The following is a 20,225-nucleotide window of genomic DNA, read 5'->3' as shown; positions in this document are numbered from 1 at the left end:
CGGAGTTTCCCGATGCCTCCTGGCAACCTCAACCCACAGAACGTGCTCGGCGGTTCCATCAAGGACCGCGTGCGCCCCGCCAATGCCGCTGAACTCGACGGCATTCCGTGGCTGCCCACGCTCACGCCCGCCGAGCGCCGCCGCGCCGAGGCCACGCTCGTGGTCGGCGAGGCCGAGCCCGGCGACCTGGTGTGCCGCGTCGGGCGTTCGCCCACCTACTGGTTCGGCGTGGTCGAGGGGTTGCTGAAGATGAGCAACGACAACGCCGACGGGGGCTCGGTCACCTACACCGGCGTGCCGCCCGGCGGCTGGTTCGGCGAGGGCACGGTGATGAAGCGCGAGCCCTACCGCTACAACATCCAGGCGCTGCGCCGCAGCCTCGTGGCGGGGCTGCCGATCGAGAGCTTCCACTGGCTGCTGGACCACTCCATCGGCTTCAACCGCTTCGTGATGAACCAGCTCAACGAGCGGCTGGGCCAGTTCATCGCGGCGCTGGAGATCGACCGCCTGAACAACCCCGACGCGCGCGTGGCGCGCAACCTGGTGTCGCTGTTCAACCCGGTGCTGTACCCCGGCGTGGGCGAGGTCTTGCGCATCACGCAGCAGGAACTGGCGTACCTTGTCGGCCTGTCGCGCCAGCGCGTGAACGAGGCGCTCAATGCGCTGTCGGCGCAGGGGCTGATCCGCGTGGAGTACGGTGGCCTGCGCGTGCTCGACCTGCCGGGCCTGCGCGCCACCGCGATGTCCAGTCGCAAGAACAACAGCACTTCGAACTGAAAGAAGAAAAGACCATGGCCCTTTCCGACCACCTGCAGATCGTGCCCGCCGACGCACAGGCGAGCTTTCTGCCGCCGCAGCAGCAACAGGCCACGCAGGCCCGCAACGAGGAAGACGACGGCCCGACGCTCGAAGAGGCCATCGACCGCGCCGAGGCCTTGGGCGAACAGATCGACGCGCTCAACGAGATCCTGGCGCGCCCGCTCAAGGACATCCTGGCCGACCGCGAGAAGTCGGAAGAAGCCGCGCTGGCCTGGGACCGCTTCGGCGCGATGTGGATGCTGTCGCAGCGCGCCATGCGCCGCGTCGCGCTCGACCTGGCGGCCCAGCTCGGCGTGAGCGAGGAAGAAGTCGTGGCGCGTGCCATGGCGAACGCCAACGCGGTGCTCAACGGCGCGGACGAGGTCGACCTCGGCGGCTCGATCGCGCCTGCGCAGCTGCAGCACATCGCCCGGCACCGCAACTTCCTGCGCGCCCAGTTCCGTACCGGCTGACGCGCGCGGCTTTTCGATATCCCTTAGCCTTGCGGCCTTCTCCTGCCCCTACACAACCATGACCACCTCCGCCTCTTCCCACCTCACCGTCATCACCGGCGCCTCGCGCGGCCTGGGCCGTGCCATGGCCGAACAGCTGCTGCAGGCCGGCCACACGGTGCTCGGCATCGCGCGCAAGTCCTCGCCCGAACTGGCCGAAGCCCCCAAGACTGCCGGCGCCGAACTGACGCAATGGGAGCAGGACCTGTCCGACCCGGTGGCCGCCGCGGCGCGCCTGTCGGACTGGCTGCGCACGCTGGACGGCCAGCGCTTCGACAGCGTCACGCTCATCAACAACGCCGGCACTGTCGGCAACCCCGCGCCGCTGTCGCGCGCCGTGCCGGCCGAGCTGGCGCAGGCCCTGCGCATCGGGCTCGAGGCGCCGATGCTGCTCACGGCCGCCTTCCTGGGTGCCACGCGCGAATGGCGCGGCGCACGCAAGGTGCTGAACATCTCGTCGGGCCTGGGCCGCAACGCCCTGGGCAGCCAGGCGCCGTACTGCGCGGCCAAGGCCGGCATGGACCATTTCTCGCGCGCCGTGGCGCTCGAAGAGGTGCATGCGCCGAACGGCGCACGCATCGTGTCGCTGGCGCCCGGCATCATCGACACCGACATGCAGGTGCAGCTGCGCGGCGCTTCGGCCGAACAGTTCCCGGACCGCACGCGTTTCGTGAGCATGAAGGAAGAAGGCCGGCTCGACAGCCCCCAGAGCGCCGCGGCCAAGGTGCTCGCCTACCTGGCGCGCGCGGACTTCGGCAGCAACCCCGTGGCCGACGTGCGCGACCCGGCCTGAACGCGGCGACCAGATCATGGCCACCGCAAAGTCCATCGACACCGTCGAATACAAGCTCTTCCCGTCGCCGAGGAACGTGCACCGGATCGTCTTCGAGCACCAGGTGTTCGTGCCCTACCCGTACGCGCTGATCGTGATGGACGAGTTCTATTTCAAGGGCCGCTACAGCCTGTTCTCGGCCTGCCGCATGAGCGACGGGAAGATGGGGCAGGTGGCGACGTTCGAGGACGCGGCGGACGTGGAGATCTTCAACGCCAAGTTCGTGCCTGATTGAGCTCGCCCCCAGGCTTCGCGCACTTCGTGTCGCTTCGCCAACCCCCTACCGGGGGCAACACCAGCGGCCCGGCAAAGCCGGTTCCGCGGTGTTCCTGGTATGAAAACCCCTCTTACTCGATCGTCGCCCCCGAGGCCTGCACGATCCCCTTCCACTTCTCGTAGTCGGTCTTCAGCAGCGCGCCGAACTGCTCCGGCGTCATGCTCTGCGGCTCCGCGCCCTGCGCAATGATGGCCGCCTTCATTTCGGGCGTGGCCAGCAGCTTGTTGATCGCCGCGTTCAGCGTGGCGACGACGTCCTTGGGCGTGCCGGCCGGCACGAAGACGCCGTACCAGGTGCTCACGTCGAAGTCCTTGTAGCCCAGCTCGGCCACGGTGGGCGTGTCGGGCAGCGAGGTGCTGCGCTTGGCGGAGGTGACGGCCAGCGGGCGCAGCTTGCCGGCCTTGATCTGCGCCATGGCCGAGGGCACCGACGACACCATCAGGTCGACGTTGCCCGCGAGCACGTCCATCATGGCTGCGTTGGAGCCCTTGTAGGGCACGTGGCGCATCTTGATCTTGGCGGCGCCGTTGAAGATCTCGCCGGCCAGGTGGATGGTGGTGCCGTTGCCGGGCGAGCCGTAGGTGATGGTGTCGGGCGCGGCGCGCGCGGCCTTCACCACGTCGTCCAGCGTCTTGAACTTCGAGTTGGCCTGCGTGACGATCACCACGGGCGTGTAGGCCACGTGGGCCACGGCCGTGAGGTCCTTCACCGGGCTGTAGCTCAGGCTCTTGTAGAGCCAGGGCGCGACGACCATGTTGTCCTTCTGGCCCATCACGATGTCGTAGCCCGTGGGCGTGGCGCGCGCGGCCTCGGCGATGCCGATGGTGCCGCCGGCGCCCGCGCGGTTGTCGGGCACCACGGTCCAGTGGTTGGCCTCGGTGAGCTTCTGCGCGACCAGGCGCGCCAGGATGTCGGTGCCGCCGCCGGGCGGGAAGGGCACGACCATGCGGATGGGCTTGGCGGGGTAGGCGGCGGTCTGGGCGTGGGCCGGGGCGGTGGCCGCCACGGCGGTGAAGGCCAGCGCAAAGGCCAGCGGACGGAGGAAGTTCGATGGGGTCATGGGGGGCATTGTCTCGTTCTGGGGGCAAGGGGGATGCAGTCTGCCGGAAGTGCCGATGCAGGGTTTTCGCGGTTCGCGATGGCCCTCGTCTCGGCTGGCGGGGGCAGAACGCGGGGCGGTGCGTACTTTCGGACGCCTTGACACCGCCCATCGCGCGTCGAATACTCCACCAAATGGTTGAGTATTTCTGGCTCGCCCGGCGCTCGGCGGCTTCCGGGCGCCGATCCTCTTTGCAGGAGGCACCCATGCTCGGACACATCAACGCAGTGGCCAACCTGGCGGTGAAAGACCTCGCCGTGGCCCGACGCTTCTACGAAGACACGCTCGGCCTCGCGCAGGTCGATGCCGAAGGTGACGAGGTCATCGTCTACCGCAGCGGCAACACGCGGCTCAATGTCTACCGCTCGGCCTTCGCGGGCACCAACCAGGCCACGGCCGTGACCTGGTCGGTCGACGGCGACATCGAACGCCTCGTGGCCGCGCTCAAGGCCAAGGGCGTGCGCTTCGAGCACTACGACATGCCCGACACCACGCTCGCGGGCGACATCCACGTCATGGGCGACATGAAGGTCGCGTGGTTCAAGGACCCCGACGGGAACATCCTGAACCTCATCAACGTCTGAGGAGCCCCTGTCCATCCGGCATCCCCCGTTTGGGGGAAGCCAAGGGCGGCGCGCTGCGGACAATTCCTCCTGCCATGCACCGGCCTGGCATGGAGGAGTTCCCACATGCGCGCACCGTCGCCCGAGCAGTCAACGCCTGAACCACCCGCGCGCCCCGAGCGCGTCGCGGTCATCGCCATCCACGGCGTGGCCGACCAGAAGGCCGGCGACACGGCCCGCGCCATTGCCTCGCTGATGCTCAACCATCCCGGCCCCGGCGCGACCTACCGCCAGGCCGACTGCGACAGCCACCTCCTGCCGGTGCCGCCGCTGACCTCGATGGTGCAGCAGCGCACCGGGCATCAGGACAAGACCGAGAAGGCCGCGACGGAAGGCGGCGCCGCGCAGAAGGCCTACGTGCCGCCCGTGCGCAAGGCGATGCGGCAGTCGAAGACCTCCGACTTCAGCGCCGACGACTGGATCTCCACCGCCGAGGCCGACGACGCGGGCGTGGTGCGCGCCGCCAAGGGGCGCGGGCCGCTCACGCCGCGCGAGCTGAAGAAGAGCAACCCCGACATCGCCTTCAGCGACTACCTGCTGTTCAAGTCGCAGCGCGCCGAGCCCGACCACGAGGCCTACGAGGCCACGCGCGTGCGCATGACGCGCGACGCCACCGATGCGAACGGGCAGCCGGTGCAGCAGTGCATCGACGTGCACGAGATGTACTGGGCCGACCTGTCGCGCCTGCCGGGCTCGGTGGCGCGCATCGTCGCGGAGCTCTTCACCATCGTGTTCCGCCTCTCGCAGCTGGGCCGCGACGCGGTGGACCGCGCGGCCGAAGCCGCCGGCGTGAACAGGAAGCCCCGCCCGCCCGGCGCGCGGCGCTGGGCCTGCCTGGCCTCGCTGCAGACCGCGCTCGACTGGGCCTTTGCGAACCTGCTGGCGAACCTCTTCCTGCAGCTGCTGCTGGTCGGGCTGGTGATCGCGGGGCTCGGCGGACTGGCGCGGGTCGAGCCCGCGCCCCATGCGTTGTCGCTCACCGAACTGCTGCGCCGGGTGCTGGCTGTGGTGGTGCCGGTGCTGGCGATCTGGTGGTACTGCTACCAGGCGCGCACCCAGGCCTCCTCGCGGATCGTGGTGGGCCTGTACGCGCTGCTGGCGGGCTGGTTCTTGTGGGCGCTGGTGCCCGCGCACTGGGTGGTCGGCGTGGCCTGGCTGGCGCTGCTCGCCGCGTTGGCCGACCGCGCCCTGCGCATCGCGCGCGACCGCTTTCCGGCGGCGCGCACCTGGGGGCTGGGGCTGATGGCGCTGACCGCGGCGGCGCTGCTGGTGCACGTGGCGATCAACGCCTCGGCCGCGGGCGCCACGGACGACCTGCGCCACTGGGTGCGCGCCGGCATGCGGGTGGTCGAGTACCTGCTGCTGGGCGTCGTGGCCTGGTGGGGCGTGGCCGGCGTGCTGCTCATCGCCTGGCTGCTCGCCGGGGAGACGGTGCCCGATCGCAGTGCCGCCGCGCGCGCCAGCATCGCCACGGGGCGGCTGGGGCTGTTCGTGTCGGTGGCGGCGTTCGTGGCGCTGTCGATGGTGTCGTGGGCCGTGCTGACGAACCTCGTGGAACTCGGTGCGAAGGACGTCGACTACGCGCCGTTCTGGTTCGGCAAGGACGTCTACTGGGCCGACGGCGCGAACTTCCTGCACAGCCGCTACGAGAAGAGCACGCAGGCCTTCGCCTTGACGGCGGGCCTCACGCTGTCGCTGCTGGCCTACCTGGTGGCGGTGCTGGTGCCCAGCCTGTTCGCCGAGCTCAAGGTGGCCTTCGGCACGTCGCAGGGCCTGGGCCGCTGGCTCGGCGCGGGCTACCGGCGGCTGGACCGCTTCGTCGCCGTGCTGACCAGCGCCAGCGTGGTGGTCGCCTTCGCGGTGGCCCTGTTGCTGGTGCTCAAGCAGTGCAATGTCTCGGTCGGCGGCTGGATCGACGACGCGGTGATCTGGGTGTCGGCGCTGTCGCAAAGCGGGCTCAAGCCGCTGATCTTCACCGCCGCCACGCTGGCCGCCGCCGTCTCGCTGCTCGGCGGTTTTCTCACGCGCACCGTGCCGGGCCTGCGCATGCCGCTCGACGTGGCGCTGGACGTCGACGGCCACTTCCGCGAGTTCCCGCGCCGCGCCATTCCGCGCGCGCGCATCTTCTCGCGCTACGTGTCGCTGCTGGAGCACGTGGCGGCGCAGGGCTACGACCGCATCGTGATCGTGGCCCACAGCCAGGGCACGGTGATCTCGACCGAGCTGCTGCGCTACCTGCAGTTCCGCGCGGCGCAGAAGGTCGATGCGCGGGTGACCGACCTCTGGGCGGCGCTCAACAAGAGCCGCCTCCTGCTGCTCACCGCCGGCTGTCCGCTGCGCCAGCTGTATGCGGCGCGTTTTCCGCACCTCTACGGCTGGGTCACGGCGGAAGACGCGAACGGCGGCGGGCCGAGCGCGGCCCAGGTCGGTGTGGCCCGCTGGGTCAACCTCTACACGGCGGGCGACTACGTGGGCCGCTGGCTCTGGGGCGAGGACGACAAGCCCTACGAGCAGGTGACGACGCCGCCGGCCTGGTGCGTCGCGGCCGAGCACGAGGCCTGCCTCGGCCTGGGCGCCCACACCCATTACTTCGACCTCGACCAGGCGCACGTCGCGCGCTGGATCGACTGGATGGTGACGGCGCGCCCATGAAAAAAGCCGGCCCGCAGGCCGGCTTTTTCTTCATGCCGAAAGCATGGGCTTCAGCCGAAGTTCTTGGCCGCGAAGTCCCAGTTCACCAGCTTGGCCAGGAAGGTTTCGACGAACTTCGGGCGCAGGTTGCGGTAGTCGATGTAGTACGCGTGTTCCCACACGTCCACCGTCAGCAGCGCGGTGTCGGCGGTGGTCAGCGGCGTGCCGGCGGCGCCGGTGTTCACGATGTCCACCGAACCGTCGGCCTTCTTCACCAGCCAGGTCCAGCCCGAGCCGAAGTTGCCCACGGCCGACTTCACGAAGGCTTCCTTGAAGGCGTCGTAGCTGCCCCACTTGGCGTCGATGGCCTTGGCCAGCGCGCCGGTGGGTGCGCCGCCGCCTTGCGGCTTCATGCAGTTCCAGAAGAAGGTGTGGTTCCAGATCTGGGCGGCGTTGTTGTAGATGCCGCCGCTGGACTTCTTGATGATCTCTTCGAGCGTCATCGCTTCGAACTCGGTGCCCTTTTGCAGGTTGTTCAGGTTCACCACGTAGGCGTTGTGGTGCTTGCCGTGGTGGTACTCGAGCGTTTCCTTCGAATACTCGGGGGCCAGCGCGTCGATGGCGTACGGCAGCGGGGGAAGGGTGTGTTCCATGGTGGAGCCTTTCTTTCTAGTTGGTGGATAAAGACAAAAGAGGGTGCCTCAGGCGCGGGCCTTGGGCACGATGCGGTAGGCGCAGCGCCGCGCGCCCGCGAGCACGTGCTCGACACGGCTCACGTCGGCCTCGGGCCCCAGCACCTCGTCGAAGAGCTGCAGCTCGCTGCGGCAAAAGCCCGTGCAGGCCTGCGCCGCGGTGCAGATGGGGCAGTGGTTCTCGATGAAGAGAAAGCCGTCGCCCTCGGCCCGGTACTCGGCCATGTAGCCCTCGCGGCTGCGGATGTCCGCGAGCCGTTCGAGCCGCGCCTCGAGGTTGCGCGCGCCGCGCATGGCCTCGGTGTAGGTGGCGCGCATGGTGGCCTCGCGCGCGCCGATGAGCTGGTCCATGCCCTTCTCGCCGAACACGCTGATCACGGCGCTGATCATCTGCACCGTCATCTCGGCGTGCGTGTCGGGAAAGCGCTTGTGGCCCTCGCCGGTGAGCCGCCAGATCTGGGTCGGACGGCCGCGGCCGCTGGAGCGGCTCTCGGCGTCCACCAGCCCTTCGGTCTCGAGCTTGGACATCTGCTGGCGCACCGCCTCGACCGTCACGTGCAGCACCTTGGCGATGTCGGGGATGCCGAGCGCGCCACGGGTCTTCAGCGTGGAGAGGATGCGGTCTGCCGGCTGGTGCGGCATCCAGGTGGGCTTGGTGGCATCGGGGGCGGACATGGCGGCTTCGGTCGTGGGGGAAAACAGTGTCATTGTCAGGTGGTTGGCCCTCCCTTCGCATCCGTGGGCGCTTGCCACCCTCCGCCGAGCGCCTTGTACAGCGCCACGAGGCTGGTGAAAGAAGCCGTTTCGGCCTCGGCCACGGCATCCTGCGCACGCAGCAGGGTGCGCTGCGCGTCGAGCACGCTCAGGTAGGGCGCGGCGCCTTCGCGGTAGCGCACCTCGGCCAGCTCGGCGGCGCGGCCGCTGCGGGTCGAGGCCTCGAGCAGCCGCTGCAGGCGCAGCTGGTTCTGGCCGTAGCCGGTGAGAGCGCTTTCGACGTCCTCGATGGCGCGCAGCACGGTCTGTTCGTAGACGGCGCGCTCGCCCTCGGCGCGGGCCTCGGCGCCGCGCAGGCGGGCCTTGACCGAGCCCAGCCGCAGCGCAGGCCAGCTCACGCCGGGCGTGACGCTGAAGGCGCGGCTCGATGAACTGCCCAGGTCGGCACCGCGCAGCGCGATGAAGCCCAGGAAGCCGCCGATGTCGACGCGCGGGTACAGCTCGGCCGTGGCCGCGCCCACGTCGGCGGTGCTGGCGGCCAGGCCGCGCTCGGCGCGCAGCACGTCGGGCCGGCGGCGCAGCAACGCGCCCAGGTCGCCGATGGGCAGGCGCTTGTCGAGCACGCGCAGCGGGTGCGGCTGCAGCATGGGCGCCAGCTCGGCCGGGCGCAGGCCCGCCAGCACGGCGACGCGGTGCGCGGCCTGGCGGCGCGTGGTCTCGAGTGCGGGCAGCTGGCTCTCGGTGCTGGCCAGGTTGGCCTGCGCGCTCGCCAGGTCGCCTTCAAGGCCGCGCCCGGTGCGCACCTGCGCCTCGGTCACGCGCAGGCTCTGGCGCAGGCTCTCGAGGGTGCGCTGCGTCACGGCCAGGCGCTGCTCGGCGCCGCGCATCTCGTAGTAGTTGCGCGCCAGTTCGGCCACGGCCACGATGCGCACCTGCGCGAGGTCGGCGGCGCTGGCCTGGGCGCGCGCGGTGGCGGCTTCGTCCAGGCGCTGCAGGCGGCCGAAGAGGTCGATCTCCCAGCCGGCGTCGAAGCCGGCGCGGCTGCTTTGCGCCAGCGTGCGCGCATCGGCCGGCACGCCGTTGCCTTGCGCGATGCTGCGCGTCTTGCTGGCGCCCAGCGTCACCACGGGCAGGCGGTCGAGCTCGGCCTCGGTCTGCATCGCACGCGCTTCCAAGAGCCGCGCGTGGGCGATGCGGATGTCGTGGTTGCCGGCCAGCGCGCGTTCGATGAGCGCGTCGAGTTGCGGATCGTCGAGCTGGCGCCACCAGTCGCGCTGCACCGCGTCGGGCGCGAACAGCGCGCGCTCGGGGGCGGCGATGGCCACCGGCGCATCGTTCGGCGCGGCGTACTTCGGCCCGACCGCGCAACCGGCCAGCACCAGCAGGCTGAGGGCGAACGGTGCGGCGTAGGAGAAGGGTCTTCTTGTCGTCATGGTCATGCTCCCGGTGTCTCAGACGGTGTCGCCCGCAGGCTCGCGCGCCACGAGCGCCTCGAGTTCGGCGGCGCGCTGCGAGCGCCCCACCGTGCGGTGGTCGCGCGCCAGCAGCGTGTACATGGTGGGCAGCACGAACAGCGTGAACAGCGTGCCCACCAGCATGCCGACCACGATCACCAGGCCGATGCTGAAGCGGCTGTTGGCGCCCGCGCCGCTGGCGAACAAGAGCGGCACCAGGCCCACCACCATCGCGGCCGTGGTCATCAGGATCGGGCGCAGCCGGATGCGCGCGGCCTGCTCGATGGCGGCGCGGCGCTCCAGGTTCAGGCGTTCCTGGATCTCGTTGGCGAACTCCACCATCAGGATGCCGTGCTTGCTGATGAGCCCGATGAGCGTCACCAGCCCGATCTGCGTGTAGATGTTGATGGTGGCAAAGCCCAGCGCCAGCGGCACCAGCGCGCCGCAGATCGACATCGGCACGCTGACCAGGATGATCAGCGGGTCGCGCAGGCTTTCGTACTGCGCGGCCAGCACCAGGTAGATCACCACGATCGCGAACACGAAGGCCATCACCAGCGCCGAGCCTTCCTGCGTGAACTGGCGCGCGTCCGACTGCCAGTCGTAGCTGAAGCCGGCCGGCAGCTTCTTGGCCTCTTCGCTGAGGAACGCCACGGCGTCGCCCATGGTCACGCCCGGCATCGGAATGGCCTGGAAGGTGGCTGCGTTGAGCTGGTTGAACTGCGTGAGCTTGTTGGGCCCGACGCTGGTCGACAGCTGCACCAGGTTGGCCAGCGGCACGGGCTGGCCGCTCGCGCTCTTCACGAAGTAGCGCGACAGGGCCTCGGCCGTGAGCCGCTGGTCGCGCGGCGACTGCGGAATCACGTCGTACGAGCGCCCGTCCATGCCGAAGCGGTTGACGTAGTTCTCGCCCACCAGCACCGCCAGCGTGTCGCCGATGGCCTTCATGGTCACGCCCATGCTGTTGGCCTTGGCGCGGTCCACGCGCACCTCGGTCACGGGGTTGTTGAACTCCAGGTCGCTGTCGACCACGGCGAACTTGCCGCTCTCGCGCGCCGCCTTCTTCAGCGTTTCCATCGCCTCGAACACGCTGCGGTAGTCGCCCGCGCTGCGGATCACCATCTGCACCGGAAGCCCACCGGTCGAACCGGGAAGCGACGGCAGCTGAAAGGCGAACACGCTGCTGCCCTCGACCTCGTTCATGCCGCCCTGCACGTCGCCCTGGATCTGGTCGGCGTTGCGCTGGCGAGCGTTCCAGTCGGACAGCTGCACGCCGCCGATGCTGTTGGAGACGCCGTCCGAGCCGTTGATGAGCCAGCGGCCGGTGTTTTCGGGCAACTTGGCCAGCACCTCGTCCCACTTCTGTCCGAACTTCTCGACGTAGTCGATGTTGGCGTGCTGCGGCGACTTGATGACGGTCATCACCATCGCCTGGTCTTCGCCGGGCGCCAGTTCGCGCTGCGCCGCGTTGTACAGAAAAGGCAGGCTCACGAGCACGGCCGCGGCCAGCAGGCCCGTGACCCAGCGGTGGTGCAGCGACACGTCGAGCAGCCGTCCGTAGGCCGTGGCCAGCTTGTGGAAGAAGGCCTCGGCATAGCGCGCCATGCGGCCCGCCGTGGCGTCCTGCGGCAGCAGGAACGAACTCATCACCGGCGACAGCGTGAGCGCGATCACGCCCGACACCACCACCGCGCCCGCCAGCGTGAAGGCGAATTCCTTGAACAGCGACCCCGTGAGCCCGCCCATGAGGCCGATGGGCGCGTACACCGCGGCCAGCGTGAGCGTCATCGCGATCACCGGGCCGGCCACTTCGCGCGCGCCGATCAGCGCGGCCTGCACGCGCGACTTGCCTTCCTCGATGTGGCGGTGCACGTTCTCCACCACCACGATGGCGTCGTCCACCACCAGGCCGATGGCCAGCACCATCGCGAGCAGCGTGAGCAGGTTGATGCTGAAGCCGAACAGCAGCATCAGCGCCGCCGCGCCCAGCATCGACAGCGGAATGGTCACCACCGGGATGAGCACCGCGCGCAGCGAGCCCAGGCACAGGAAGATCACCAGCACCACGATGGCGATGGCTTCGAGCAGCGTCTTCTGCACCTCGTCGATCGAGGCCTCGATGAAGCGCGCGAGCTCGAAGGGCAACTGCACCTCCACGCCCGGCGGCAGGTTCTGCTTGATGCCGGGCAGCAGGTCGCGGATGCGCTTCACGATCACCAGCGGGTTGCCGTTGGGCGCCGCCTGCAGGCCGAGGTAGATGGCCTTGTCGCCGTCCATCGTCGCGCTGCTGTCGGCACTCGCCGCGCCCAGTTCCACCGTGGCCACGTCGCCCAGGCGCACGATGGCATCACCGTCGCGCTTGATGACCATGTCGCGGAACTCGGCCACGTTCACCAGGTCGGTGTTCACGCGGATGTTCGACACCACGTACAGGCCCTTCACCTGCCCGGGGGCGGCCTGCACGTTGTTCTGGCGCAGCGCGTCGGCCAGCTCGCCGGCCGAGATGCCGCGCGCGGCCATGCGGTTGGCGTCCAGCCACACGCGCATCGCCAGCGTCTGCCCGCCCGACACCTCGACGCCCGAGACGCCCTCGATCGACGCGAACTGCGGCTGCACCACGCGCGAGAGGTAATCGGTGAGCTGCGGCACGGGCATGGTCTTGCTCGAGAAGCCCACGTAGGCGACGGCCGTGGCCTCGCCCGACGACTTGAGGATCACCGGGTCGAAGGCCTCGGCCGGCAGCCGGTATTTCACCTGGCTGACCTGCGCCATCGCCTGCGTGAGCGCCTGGTTGGCGTCGGCGTTGAGCTTCATGCGCACGCTGATCACACTGCGGCCCAGCGTGGACGACGACGAGAGGTAGTCGACGTTCTCGATGGTCGCCACCGCCTGCGCGATCGGTTGTGTGACGAAGCCCTGCATCAGCTCCGGCGAGGCGCCGGGGTACTGCGTGGTGATGGTGAGCGTGGTGCTCTCGGTGAGCGGGTACTGGCGCACCGGCAGGTCGCCCAGCGCACGCGCGCCGAGCAGCAGGATGAGCGTGCTCACCACCAGCGCCAGCACGGGCCGGCGCACGAAGAGATCGGTGAACTTCATGACTTCGCGTCCTGCAGGGCTAGCGTGTCCTTCGCGGCCGGGGCCACGGCCGCGCCGTTGTACAGGCGCAGCTGGCCCGAGGTGACGACCTGCTCGCCGGCCTTCAGGCCCTGCTCGACGACGACCAGGCCGTCTTGCCGCTCGCCGGTCTTCACGAACACCTGCTGCACCGAGAAGCCGTCGCCCTTGTCGCCGGCGCGCACCACGAACACCGAGTCGCCGTGCGTGCTGTAGGTGATGGCGGTCTCGGGCACCGCGATGGCGTCGGCGCGCGCGGGCAGCGCCACCTTGGCGTTGACGTACATGCCGGGCGTGAGCGCGCCGTCGGCGTTGTCGACCGTGGCCTGCAGCCGCACGGTGCGCGTGTCGCTGCCGATCATGGGTTCGATGGCGCTGAGCTTGGCGGGGAACACGCGGCCCGGGTAGGCGTCGACCGCGAGCGCCACCGCCTGGTTGCGCCGCAGCGCCGGCAGCGCGTTCTCGGGCAGCGTGAGGTTGGCGAACAGCGTGCGCGCATCGGTGAGCGACACCAGCGCATCGCCGGCGCGCACGAACTGGCCGAGGTTGACCTTGCGGATGCCCAGCACGCCGTCGAACGGCGCCCGGATGTGCTTCTGCTCGATGAGCGCCTGCACGCGGCGCAGCTCGCCGCTGGCCTGGTCGAAGGCGGCCTGCGCCTGTTCCATCTGCTCCTGCGTGGCGGCCTGCTGTGGCAGCAGACGGCGCGTGCGCTCGAGCAGGGCCCTGGCATTGGCCTGCTGGGCGCGCAGCCGTTCGAGGTCGCCCTGCTCGGGTGCATCGTTCAGCTGCACCAGCAGCTGGCCGGCACGCACCTGCGCGCCCGGCGTGAAGAGGATCTTCGCGACCCGTCCCTCCACCTCGGCCGGCACCTCGACCTGCCGGTTGGCCTCCAGCGTGCCGATGCCGCCGAGAAAGCGCGCCATCTCGGTTTGCCGCGCGGGGGCCACCGCCACCTTGGCCGGCGGCATGGCGCCGCCCTGTGCATGGGCCGGCTGGAACTTCGCCACGAGCCCGTAGCCCGCCGCGCCCAGCACCGCGACCGTGAGACCGGCGCCGAGCCAGGTCCTGGATTGTTTGTTCATACGCAACCTGCTTTTTTATCAAAGAAAGTGCTTTGATTATTAGATCGCGTCCGAACGCTGTCGAGAAAGACGTGGCAATGGCCCCGATAGGGCAGGGCTATCTTTGGCGTGGCGTGCATGGTGGGTGCTCCGGGTGGTTGCGCGGGGACATCCCCGCACCCCGAAGACGGGCAGCGCGTCGCTTTTGTGACGCGGCGGCCGCGTGCAATCGCCGTACGGCCGCCGGGACATCGCTCGCGCCGCCAGACGCCGATGTACATTGCGACCTGCGCATGAACCTATTCAGCATGGCCACCAAACCCCGTAAGAAGTCCGCGGCTGTCACCGAGGACGAGGTCTTCGACATGGCCGCCGACCTGTTCCGGGCCATGGCCGCGCCCATGCGGCTGAAGATCGTGAGCCTGCTGTGCAACGGCGAGAAGAACGTGAGCGAGCTGCTCGCGCAGATCGACACCACGCAGCCCAACATGTCGCAGCACCTGAACACGCTCTACCAGGCAGGCGTGCTCGCGCGACGCCGCGACGGCGTGAGCATCTACTACAGCATCGCGAACGAGACCGTGGTGGCGCTGTGCCGCAGCATCTGCGTACAGATCGCCATCGAACAGGAATAAGAAGAGAAGAAGAGGGCCGGCATCAGCCGGCTTTCGCGCCTCAGGGCTTCAGGTAGACGTAGCCTTCCTTCGCCTGCAGCCGCGCCACCTCGGCCACGCCCGAGGGCACCACCTTGGTTTCCATCAGCAGCTTGCCCGCGTCGATGTTGCGCGTGGTCAGCGTGTTGTTGCACACCTTGAACTCCACGCCGCGCCCGGCCAGCGCGCTCACCGGGCCGCTGAACTCGCGGCCCTTGCTGTCCTTCGCATCGGTCAGCAGGAAGTCGATGCCGGGGCCGTGCGTGACCACGACGATCTTCGCTTTCGGCTCCGCGTTCAGGTGGTTCGTGATGTTCGCCAGGATGGCGGCGCTGCTCTCCACGCCGGTGTTGACGTGGTAGACCACCTTGGTCTCCTGTGCGCCCGCGAACGTGGCGACCATGGCGAGCAGGAAAGCGATGAATGCGTGTCTCATGGGGAAACCCTCTGGCTGTTGTCGTTGCCCGCAAAATATCATCTTCTGCTTATATTTACAGCCGGGCAAGCCCGCGGCCCTCGCCGCCCAGCCCGCAGGAGACGACCCACGATGTTCCCGTGCCGGCCCACCGCCGTTCGCGCGAAGGCGCTGCTGATGTGCGCGGCGCTCTGGCTGAGCGCCAGTGCCGCGTTCGCGGCCCCCGAGATCCGCCCGCTGCCGGTGGCGCCCGACATCTACTACGTGCAGGGCATCCCCGCGCTGGGCTCGAAGGAGAACCAGAACTTCATCTCCAACGCCGGCTTCGTCGTCACGCGCGACAGCGTCGTGATGATCGACGCGCTCGGCTCGCCCGCCGTCGCCGAGCGCATGGTGGAAGAGATCCGCAAGCTCACGCCCAAGCCGATCAGCCACGTCATCCTCACGCACTACCACGCCGACCACATCTACGGCCTGCAGGTGTTCAAGGCGCTGGGTGCGCAGATCGTGGCGCACGCGCGAGGCAAGAGCTACCTCACGTCCGACACCGCGCGGCTGCGGCTCGAGGCCTCGCGGCAGGAGCTCGCACCGTGGATCGACGAGCGCACGCGGCTGGTGCCGGCCGACGTGTGGATCGACGGGCGCACCGAGCTCACCATCGGCGGCACGCGCTTCGTGATCCAGCCCGCCGGCCCCGCGCACACGCCCGAAGACCTCGCCATCTTCCTGCCGCAGCAGAAGGTGCTGTTCACCGGCGACATCGTGTTCCGCAACCGCACGCCCTACGTGGGCTCGGCCGACAGCCGGCACTGGATCGCGTCGCTCGACGCGCTGCTCGCGCTCGATGCGCGCACCATCGTGCCGGGCCACGGCCCCGCGTCGGACGACCCGGCGCAAGACCTGCGACAGACGCGCGACTACCTCGTCTTCCTGCGCGGCGCGATGCAGAAAGCCGCCACCGAGATGACGCCCTTCGACGAGGCCTACGCCGCCACCGACTGGTCGCGCTTCGAGGCCTGGCCGCTGTTCAAGGTGGCCAACCGCATGAACGCCTACAACACCTACCTGCTGCTGGAGCAGGAGGCGCGATGAGCGGCGACCGCACGCGCCGGCAGCTCGTTGCGGGCCTCGCCGCGTGGTGCGTCGCGCCAGTGGCCGTGCATGCGGCCGATGTGCAGTTGCCCGCGCCTGCCTCGCTGGCCGGCGCGCTCGCCGCGGCGCTGGCCCGCGCGCAACCGCTGGTCGTCATGGCCAGCCTGCAGGGCTGCCCCTTCTGCAAGATCGCGCGCGAGCACTACCTCATGCCCGAACTCGCCGCGGGCTTGCCCGTGGTGCAGATCGACTTTCGTGATCAACGCACCGTGCGCGACTTCGACGGCGCCACGCGCACGCATGACGCGCTCATCAAGGCGTGGCACGTCAGCGTCGCACCGACCGTGCTCTTCTTCGGCCGCAACGGCCGCGAGGTCGCCGAGCGCCTGACCGGCGGCGACTCGGACTTCTACGGCGCCTACCTCGAAGCACGCCTGCAGCAAGCGCGCACCGCCGTGCGCAGCTGACGTTATGCATGGCGAAACCGAACGGGTTTCCCCCAAGAGCAAAGCCCTTCCCTTGTTCACGATCGTCTCTAAAATCAATACATAACGATTTACTTATTTAACGATGAAACCGGCCGCTTCGGGGCGCGTTTCGAGGAGACCGAATTGAAGTTGCTGCTGCCGTCGCTCGCCGTCGCTGTCACCGCCATCCTGCTGTCGACACCGGCCCTTGCCAACAAGGAGCTGGCCCAGAAGAACGCCTGCCTCGCCTGCCACGCGGTCGACAAGAAGCTGGTCGGCCCCGCCTACCTCGACGTCGCGAAGAAGTACACCGGCCAGGCCGACGCGCTCGCCGTGCTCACCGCGAGCATCCAGAAGGGCAGCACCGGCAAGTGGGGCGCCGTGCCCATGCCCGCGCAGCCCGCGATGAGCGAGGCCGATGCCAAGGCGCTGGCCGCCTGGGTGTTGGGCGGCGCCAAGTAAGGCGCACGGACGCGACGCGACGCGATGAGCGGCAGCATCCAGCAGACCGGGCAGGTGCGCAAGGCACCCGAGAACTTTCTCGACGCGCAAGGCGTGCGCGCCGTCTTCGCCGAAGCCGGCAAGGGGCGACGCGACTTCATCCGCAATGCCTTCGCCGCGGCCGTCGCAGGCACGGCGGCCACGTCGTCCGCGCTTGCGCAAACGCGCACCGCCGTGGGCGACGGTGACCCCGCGATATTGAACCTGCCCGCGCACAGCACGGGCCTCGGCCAGCCGGTCGTCACCGACGGCTACGGCAAGCCTTCCAAATACGAAGCCAACGTGCAGCGCCGCCAGAGCCCGGGGCTCACGCCGACCGCGCAGGCCTCGGTGTCGTTCGCGCCGCTGCAGTCGCTGTTCGGCATCGTCACGCCCAGCGGCCTGCACTTCGAACGGCACCACCAGGGCTGGTGGGACATCGATCCGTCCAAGCACCGCCTGATGGTCAACGGCATGGTGAAGACGCCGAAGGTCTTCACGCTCGACGAGCTGATGCGCCTGCCCTCGGTGTCGCGCTTTCACTTCATCGAATGCGGCGCCAACACTGGCATGGAGTGGGGCAACGTCGCCGTGCCCACGGCCCAGTACACGCACGGCATGCTGTCGTGCAGCGAGTTCACCGGCGTGCCGCTGATCACGCTGCTCGAGATGGCGGGCGCCGACCTCAAGGGCGAGCGCTTCGTGCTCGCCGAAGGCGCCGACGGCTCGTCGATGACGCGCACCATTCCCATGAGCCTCATCCGCTCCGGCGAGGTGCTCGTGGCCTACGGCCAGAACGGCGAGATGCTGCGGCCCGAGCAGGGCTACCCGCTGCGGCTCGTGGTGCCCGGCGTGCAGGGCGTGAGCTGGGTCAAGTACCTGCGCCGCATCGAACTCGGCGACCAGCCCTACGGCGCCAAGGACGAGACCGTGCACTACGTCGACCTGATGCCCGACGGCCAGCACCGCCAGTACACCAGCATCCAGGAATGCAAGAGCGTCGTGACCACGCCCTCGGGCGGGCAGATGCTGCTCGACAAGGGCTTCTACAACATCACCGGCCTCGCATGGTCGGGCCGCGGCAAGGTGAAGCGCGTGGACGTGAGCGTGGACGGCGGGCGCAACTGGCGCACCGCGCGGCTCGAATCGCCCGTGCTCTCGAAGTGCCTCACGCGCTTCAACATCGACTGGGTGTGGGACGGCACGCCCGCCATCATCCAGAGCCGCGCGATCGACGACACCGGCTACGTGCAGCCCAGCTACAAGCAGCTGCGCGCGGTGCGCGGCACGCGCTCGATCTATCACAACAACGCCATCCAGTCGTGGCAGGTGCAGGCGAACGGGGAGGTGGCGAATGTCCAGCTTTCCTAAGCGCGCACTGCTGTTGCTGGTTCTCGCATGCGGCGCTGCGGCATGGGCGCAACCGAAGACGGCAGGCTACGCCGGCATCGGCCGCGACGCCACGCCCAAGGAAGTGGCCGCGTGGGACATCGACGTGCGCCCCGACTTCAAGGGCCTGCCGCCCGGCTCGGGCTCCGTCACGCGCGGGCAGGACCTGTGGGAAGGCAAGTGCGCCTCGTGCCACGGCGTGTTCGGCGAATCGAACCAGGTGTTCAGCCCCATCGTCGGCGGCACCACGGCAGAAGACATCAAGAGCGGCCACGTCGCGCGCCTGAAAGACCCGGCGTTCCCGGGCCGCACCACGCTGATGAAGGTCACGAGCCTGTCGACCGTGTGGGACTACGTGTACCGCGCCATGCCGTGGAACCAGCCCAAGTCGTTGACACCCGACGACGTGTACGCCGTCACCGCCTACATGCTGAACCTCGGCGGCATCGTGCCCGACGACTTCACGCTGTCCGACAAGAACATCCGCGAGGTGCAGGCCCGCATGCCCAACCGCAACGGCGGCACCACCGCGCACGCGATGTGGCCCGGCAGCGAGTTCGGCCGCGCGACGAAGCCCGACGTGTCGGCCGTGGCCTGCATGCGCGACTGCGTGCCGGCGGCGTCGTCCGTCGCGCAACTGCCGCCGCATGCGCGCGGCAGCCACGGCAACCTCGCCGACCAGAACCGGCTGGTGGGTGCGCAGCGCGGCATCGCCACCGCCGCACCCGCTGCTGCAGTGAAGACCAGCGCACCGGCTGCCGCACCGAAAGTGCCCGTGGCGCTGCTCGAGAAGAACAGCTGCACCGCCTGCCACGGCATGACGCAGAAGCTCGTCGGCCCCGCCTTCTCGGACATCGCGAAGAAGTACCCCGGCCAGACCGACCACCTGCTGCAGAAGATCAAGGCGGGCAGCACCGGCGTCTGGGGGGCGATCCCGATGCCGCCGCAGACCCTCGGCGACGATGATGCCAAGGCCATCGCACGCTGGCTCGCCGACAGCGCCGGACCATGATTCGACAGGAGACAACCCCATGAAAAACCGCAGACAGATGCTCACGCAGTCCGCCGCCCTCGCAGGCCTGGCGGCCACCGCCGGCTGGCTTCCCGCCACCGCCCTCGCGTATTCGAAAGACGCCTTCGATGCCAAGAGCGTGGCCGATGCGCTCAAGGCCGTCGGCGTCACCGGCGCGCCCACCGAGAGCAAGGACGTCACCATCACCGGCCCCGACATCGCCGAGAACGGCGCCGTGGTGCCGCTCAGCGTGGCCACCGCCTTGCCCGGCGTGAAGCAGCTCATGCTGCTGGTCGAGAAGAACCCCAACGCCGTGGTCGCGATCTTCAACACCTCGGAGTTCGTCGAGTCGAACTTCACCACGCGCGCCAAGCTGGGCCAGTCGTCCGACGTGTACGCGATCGCGGTCATGAACGACGGCAAGGCGCTCTTCGCCAAGAAGGAAGTCAAGGTCACGCTCGGCGGCTGCGGCGGCTGAGCGACGGGCTTCACACACAGAACACGACGAGAAGAAGGAGACCACCATGGCAGATCCCATGCGCATCCGCGCCCAGGCCGCGGGCGACAAGACGACCGTGCGCATCCTCATGGCGCACGAAATGGAAACCGGCCAGCGCAAGGACGCCGCCGGCAAGACCATCCCCGCCTGGTTCATCCAGGAGGTCACGGCCTCGCTCAACGGCAAGACCGTGCTCACGGCCGACTGGGGCCCGGCGGTGTCGAAGAACCCCTTCATGCAGTTCACGCTGAAGGGCGCGAAGGCCGGCGACAAGATCGCCGTGACCTGGAAGGACAACCGCGGCGACACCCGCACCGACGAAGCCACCGTCAGCTGACGCTTTCTTCGACCACGCGAGCGATCGATTGATCGTTCGCGTGTTGTGTTCCCCACGAGAAAAAAAGGCGG

21 protein-coding genes are annotated in these 20,225 nt (G+C 69.1%); 14 read left to right on the top strand and 7 right to left on the bottom strand.

The window, feature by feature from the left end:
- The first annotated feature begins 12 nt into the window (after window positions 1-12).
- Genes ACAM42_RS31950 through ACAM42_RS31935 form a run of 4 tightly spaced genes read left to right on the top strand, consistent with a single transcriptional unit; the run spans window position 13 to window position 2,377 of the window.
- Window positions 13-777, top strand: a complete 765-nt coding sequence (locus tag ACAM42_RS31950) for a Crp/Fnr family transcriptional regulator (protein WP_062473884.1) — start codon at window positions 13-15, stop codon at window positions 775-777.
- A gap of 14 nt (window positions 778-791) precedes the next feature.
- The gene (locus ACAM42_RS31945; RefSeq protein WP_062473882.1) at window positions 792-1,271 is read left to right on the top strand and encodes a hypothetical protein; all 480 of its coding nucleotides are present in this window, start codon (window positions 792-794) and stop codon (window positions 1,269-1,271) included.
- A gap of 58 nt (window positions 1,272-1,329) precedes the next feature.
- Window positions 1,330-2,103 carry an SDR family NAD(P)-dependent oxidoreductase gene (locus ACAM42_RS31940; RefSeq protein WP_369630544.1) on the top strand — a complete coding sequence of 258 codons (774 nt, stop codon included), beginning with the start codon at window positions 1,330-1,332 and terminating at the stop codon, window positions 2,101-2,103.
- A gap of 16 nt (window positions 2,104-2,119) precedes the next feature.
- A complete protein-coding gene (locus ACAM42_RS31935; RefSeq protein WP_062473877.1) occupies window positions 2,120-2,377 on the top strand; it encodes a hypothetical protein in 258 nt (85 codons plus the stop codon).
- A gap of 112 nt (window positions 2,378-2,489) precedes the next feature.
- On the opposite strand, the gene ACAM42_RS31930 is transcribed toward ACAM42_RS31935, so the two are convergent.
- On the bottom strand, window positions 2,490-3,479 hold the full coding sequence (locus ACAM42_RS31930) for a Bug family tripartite tricarboxylate transporter substrate binding protein (RefSeq protein ID WP_369630543.1): 990 nt from the start codon (window positions 3,477-3,479) through the stop codon (window positions 2,490-2,492).
- 245 nt (window positions 3,480-3,724) lie between these two features.
- On the opposite strand from ACAM42_RS31930, the gene ACAM42_RS31925 reads away from it, so the two are divergent.
- Both ACAM42_RS31925 and ACAM42_RS31920 read left to right on the top strand, forming a co-directional pair.
- Window positions 3,725-4,102, top strand: a complete 378-nt coding sequence (locus ACAM42_RS31925; RefSeq protein WP_070063002.1) for a VOC family protein — start codon at window positions 3,725-3,727, stop codon at window positions 4,100-4,102.
- A 105-nt stretch (window positions 4,103-4,207) separates the two neighbouring features.
- Window positions 4,208-6,793 carry a hypothetical protein gene (locus tag ACAM42_RS31920; protein ID WP_369630542.1) on the top strand — a complete coding sequence of 862 codons (2,586 nt, stop codon included), beginning with the start codon at window positions 4,208-4,210 and terminating at the stop codon, window positions 6,791-6,793.
- Between the two features lie 50 nt (window positions 6,794-6,843).
- Here the strand turns inward: ACAM42_RS31920 and ACAM42_RS31915 are convergent, their stop codons facing one another.
- From ACAM42_RS31915 to ACAM42_RS31895, 5 genes are read right to left on the bottom strand one after another with little or no spacing between them, the layout of a single operon-like run.
- On the bottom strand, window positions 6,844-7,425 hold the full coding sequence (locus tag ACAM42_RS31915; RefSeq protein WP_369630541.1) for a superoxide dismutase: 582 nt from the start codon (window positions 7,423-7,425) through the stop codon (window positions 6,844-6,846).
- Window positions 7,426-7,473: 48 nt separating this feature from the next.
- Window positions 7,474-8,139, bottom strand: a complete 666-nt coding sequence (locus tag ACAM42_RS31910; RefSeq protein ID WP_062473930.1) for a metalloregulator ArsR/SmtB family transcription factor — start codon at window positions 8,137-8,139, stop codon at window positions 7,474-7,476.
- 35 nt (window positions 8,140-8,174) lie between these two features.
- On the bottom strand, window positions 8,175-9,611 hold the full coding sequence (locus ACAM42_RS31905) for an efflux transporter outer membrane subunit (RefSeq protein ID WP_369630540.1): 1,437 nt from the start codon (window positions 9,609-9,611) through the stop codon (window positions 8,175-8,177).
- 18 nt (window positions 9,612-9,629) lie between these two features.
- Window positions 9,630-12,728, bottom strand: a complete 3,099-nt coding sequence (locus ACAM42_RS31900) for a MexW/MexI family multidrug efflux RND transporter permease subunit (RefSeq protein WP_369630539.1) — start codon at window positions 12,726-12,728, stop codon at window positions 9,630-9,632.
- Window positions 12,725-13,831, bottom strand: coding sequence for an efflux RND transporter periplasmic adaptor subunit (locus tag ACAM42_RS31895; RefSeq protein WP_369630538.1), 1,107 nt, complete (start codon window positions 13,829-13,831; stop codon window positions 12,725-12,727). Before ACAM42_RS31895 ends, ACAM42_RS31900 begins: the two co-directional genes overlap by 4 nt.
- 287 nt (window positions 13,832-14,118) lie before the next feature.
- Here ACAM42_RS31895 and ACAM42_RS31890 point away from each other — a divergent pair, with 287 nt between their 5' ends.
- On the top strand, window positions 14,119-14,445 hold the full coding sequence (locus ACAM42_RS31890; protein ID WP_062473861.1) for a metalloregulator ArsR/SmtB family transcription factor: 327 nt from the start codon (window positions 14,119-14,121) through the stop codon (window positions 14,443-14,445).
- 40 nt (window positions 14,446-14,485) lie between these two features.
- Here ACAM42_RS31890 and ACAM42_RS31885 read toward each other — a convergent pair whose 3' ends face one another.
- A complete protein-coding gene (locus ACAM42_RS31885) occupies window positions 14,486-14,899 on the bottom strand; it encodes a DsrE family protein (protein ID WP_307581972.1) in 414 nt (137 codons plus the stop codon).
- A gap of 111 nt (window positions 14,900-15,010) precedes the next feature.
- On the opposite strand from ACAM42_RS31885, the gene ACAM42_RS31880 reads away from it, so the two are divergent.
- From ACAM42_RS31880 to soxZ, 7 genes are all read left to right on the top strand, one after another.
- Window positions 15,011-15,970 carry an MBL fold metallo-hydrolase gene (locus tag ACAM42_RS31880; RefSeq protein WP_369630537.1) on the top strand — a complete coding sequence of 320 codons (960 nt, stop codon included), beginning with the start codon at window positions 15,011-15,013 and terminating at the stop codon, window positions 15,968-15,970.
- The gene (locus tag ACAM42_RS31875) at window positions 15,967-16,437 is read left to right on the top strand and encodes a hypothetical protein (RefSeq protein WP_369630536.1); all 471 of its coding nucleotides are present in this window, start codon (window positions 15,967-15,969) and stop codon (window positions 16,435-16,437) included. The genes ACAM42_RS31880 and ACAM42_RS31875 overlap by 4 nt, the downstream gene beginning before the upstream one ends.
- Before the next feature lie 144 nt (window positions 16,438-16,581).
- Window positions 16,582-16,899 carry a c-type cytochrome gene (locus ACAM42_RS31870; protein WP_354347767.1) on the top strand — a complete coding sequence of 106 codons (318 nt, stop codon included), beginning with the start codon at window positions 16,582-16,584 and terminating at the stop codon, window positions 16,897-16,899.
- A 24-nt stretch (window positions 16,900-16,923) separates the two neighbouring features.
- Window positions 16,924-18,288, top strand: a complete 1,365-nt coding sequence (gene soxC, locus ACAM42_RS31865; protein WP_062473851.1) for a sulfite dehydrogenase — start codon at window positions 16,924-16,926, stop codon at window positions 18,286-18,288.
- Window positions 18,272-19,318: a c-type cytochrome gene (locus ACAM42_RS31860; RefSeq protein WP_062473849.1), complete on the top strand. Its 1,047-nt coding sequence runs from the start codon at window positions 18,272-18,274 to the stop codon at window positions 19,316-19,318. The genes soxC and ACAM42_RS31860 overlap by 17 nt, the downstream gene beginning before the upstream one ends.
- A 19-nt stretch (window positions 19,319-19,337) precedes the next feature.
- Window positions 19,338-19,796 (top strand): thiosulfate oxidation carrier protein SoxY, encoded by a 459-nt coding sequence (soxY, locus tag ACAM42_RS31855; RefSeq protein WP_056576806.1) that lies wholly within the window; start codon window positions 19,338-19,340, stop codon window positions 19,794-19,796.
- A 46-nt stretch (window positions 19,797-19,842) separates the two neighbouring features.
- A complete protein-coding gene (gene soxZ / locus ACAM42_RS31850; protein WP_172438442.1) occupies window positions 19,843-20,154 on the top strand; it encodes a thiosulfate oxidation carrier complex protein SoxZ in 312 nt (103 codons plus the stop codon).
- Window positions 20,155-20,225 lie beyond the last annotated feature (71 nt).

This window comes from Variovorax sp. V35, assembly GCF_041154465.1.
Classification (GTDB): Bacteria; Pseudomonadota; Gammaproteobacteria; order Burkholderiales; family Burkholderiaceae_C; genus Variovorax; species Variovorax boronicumulans.
Note: the sequence above shows the minus strand (reverse complement) of the source record. Positions and strands in the feature narration are given on the sequence as shown.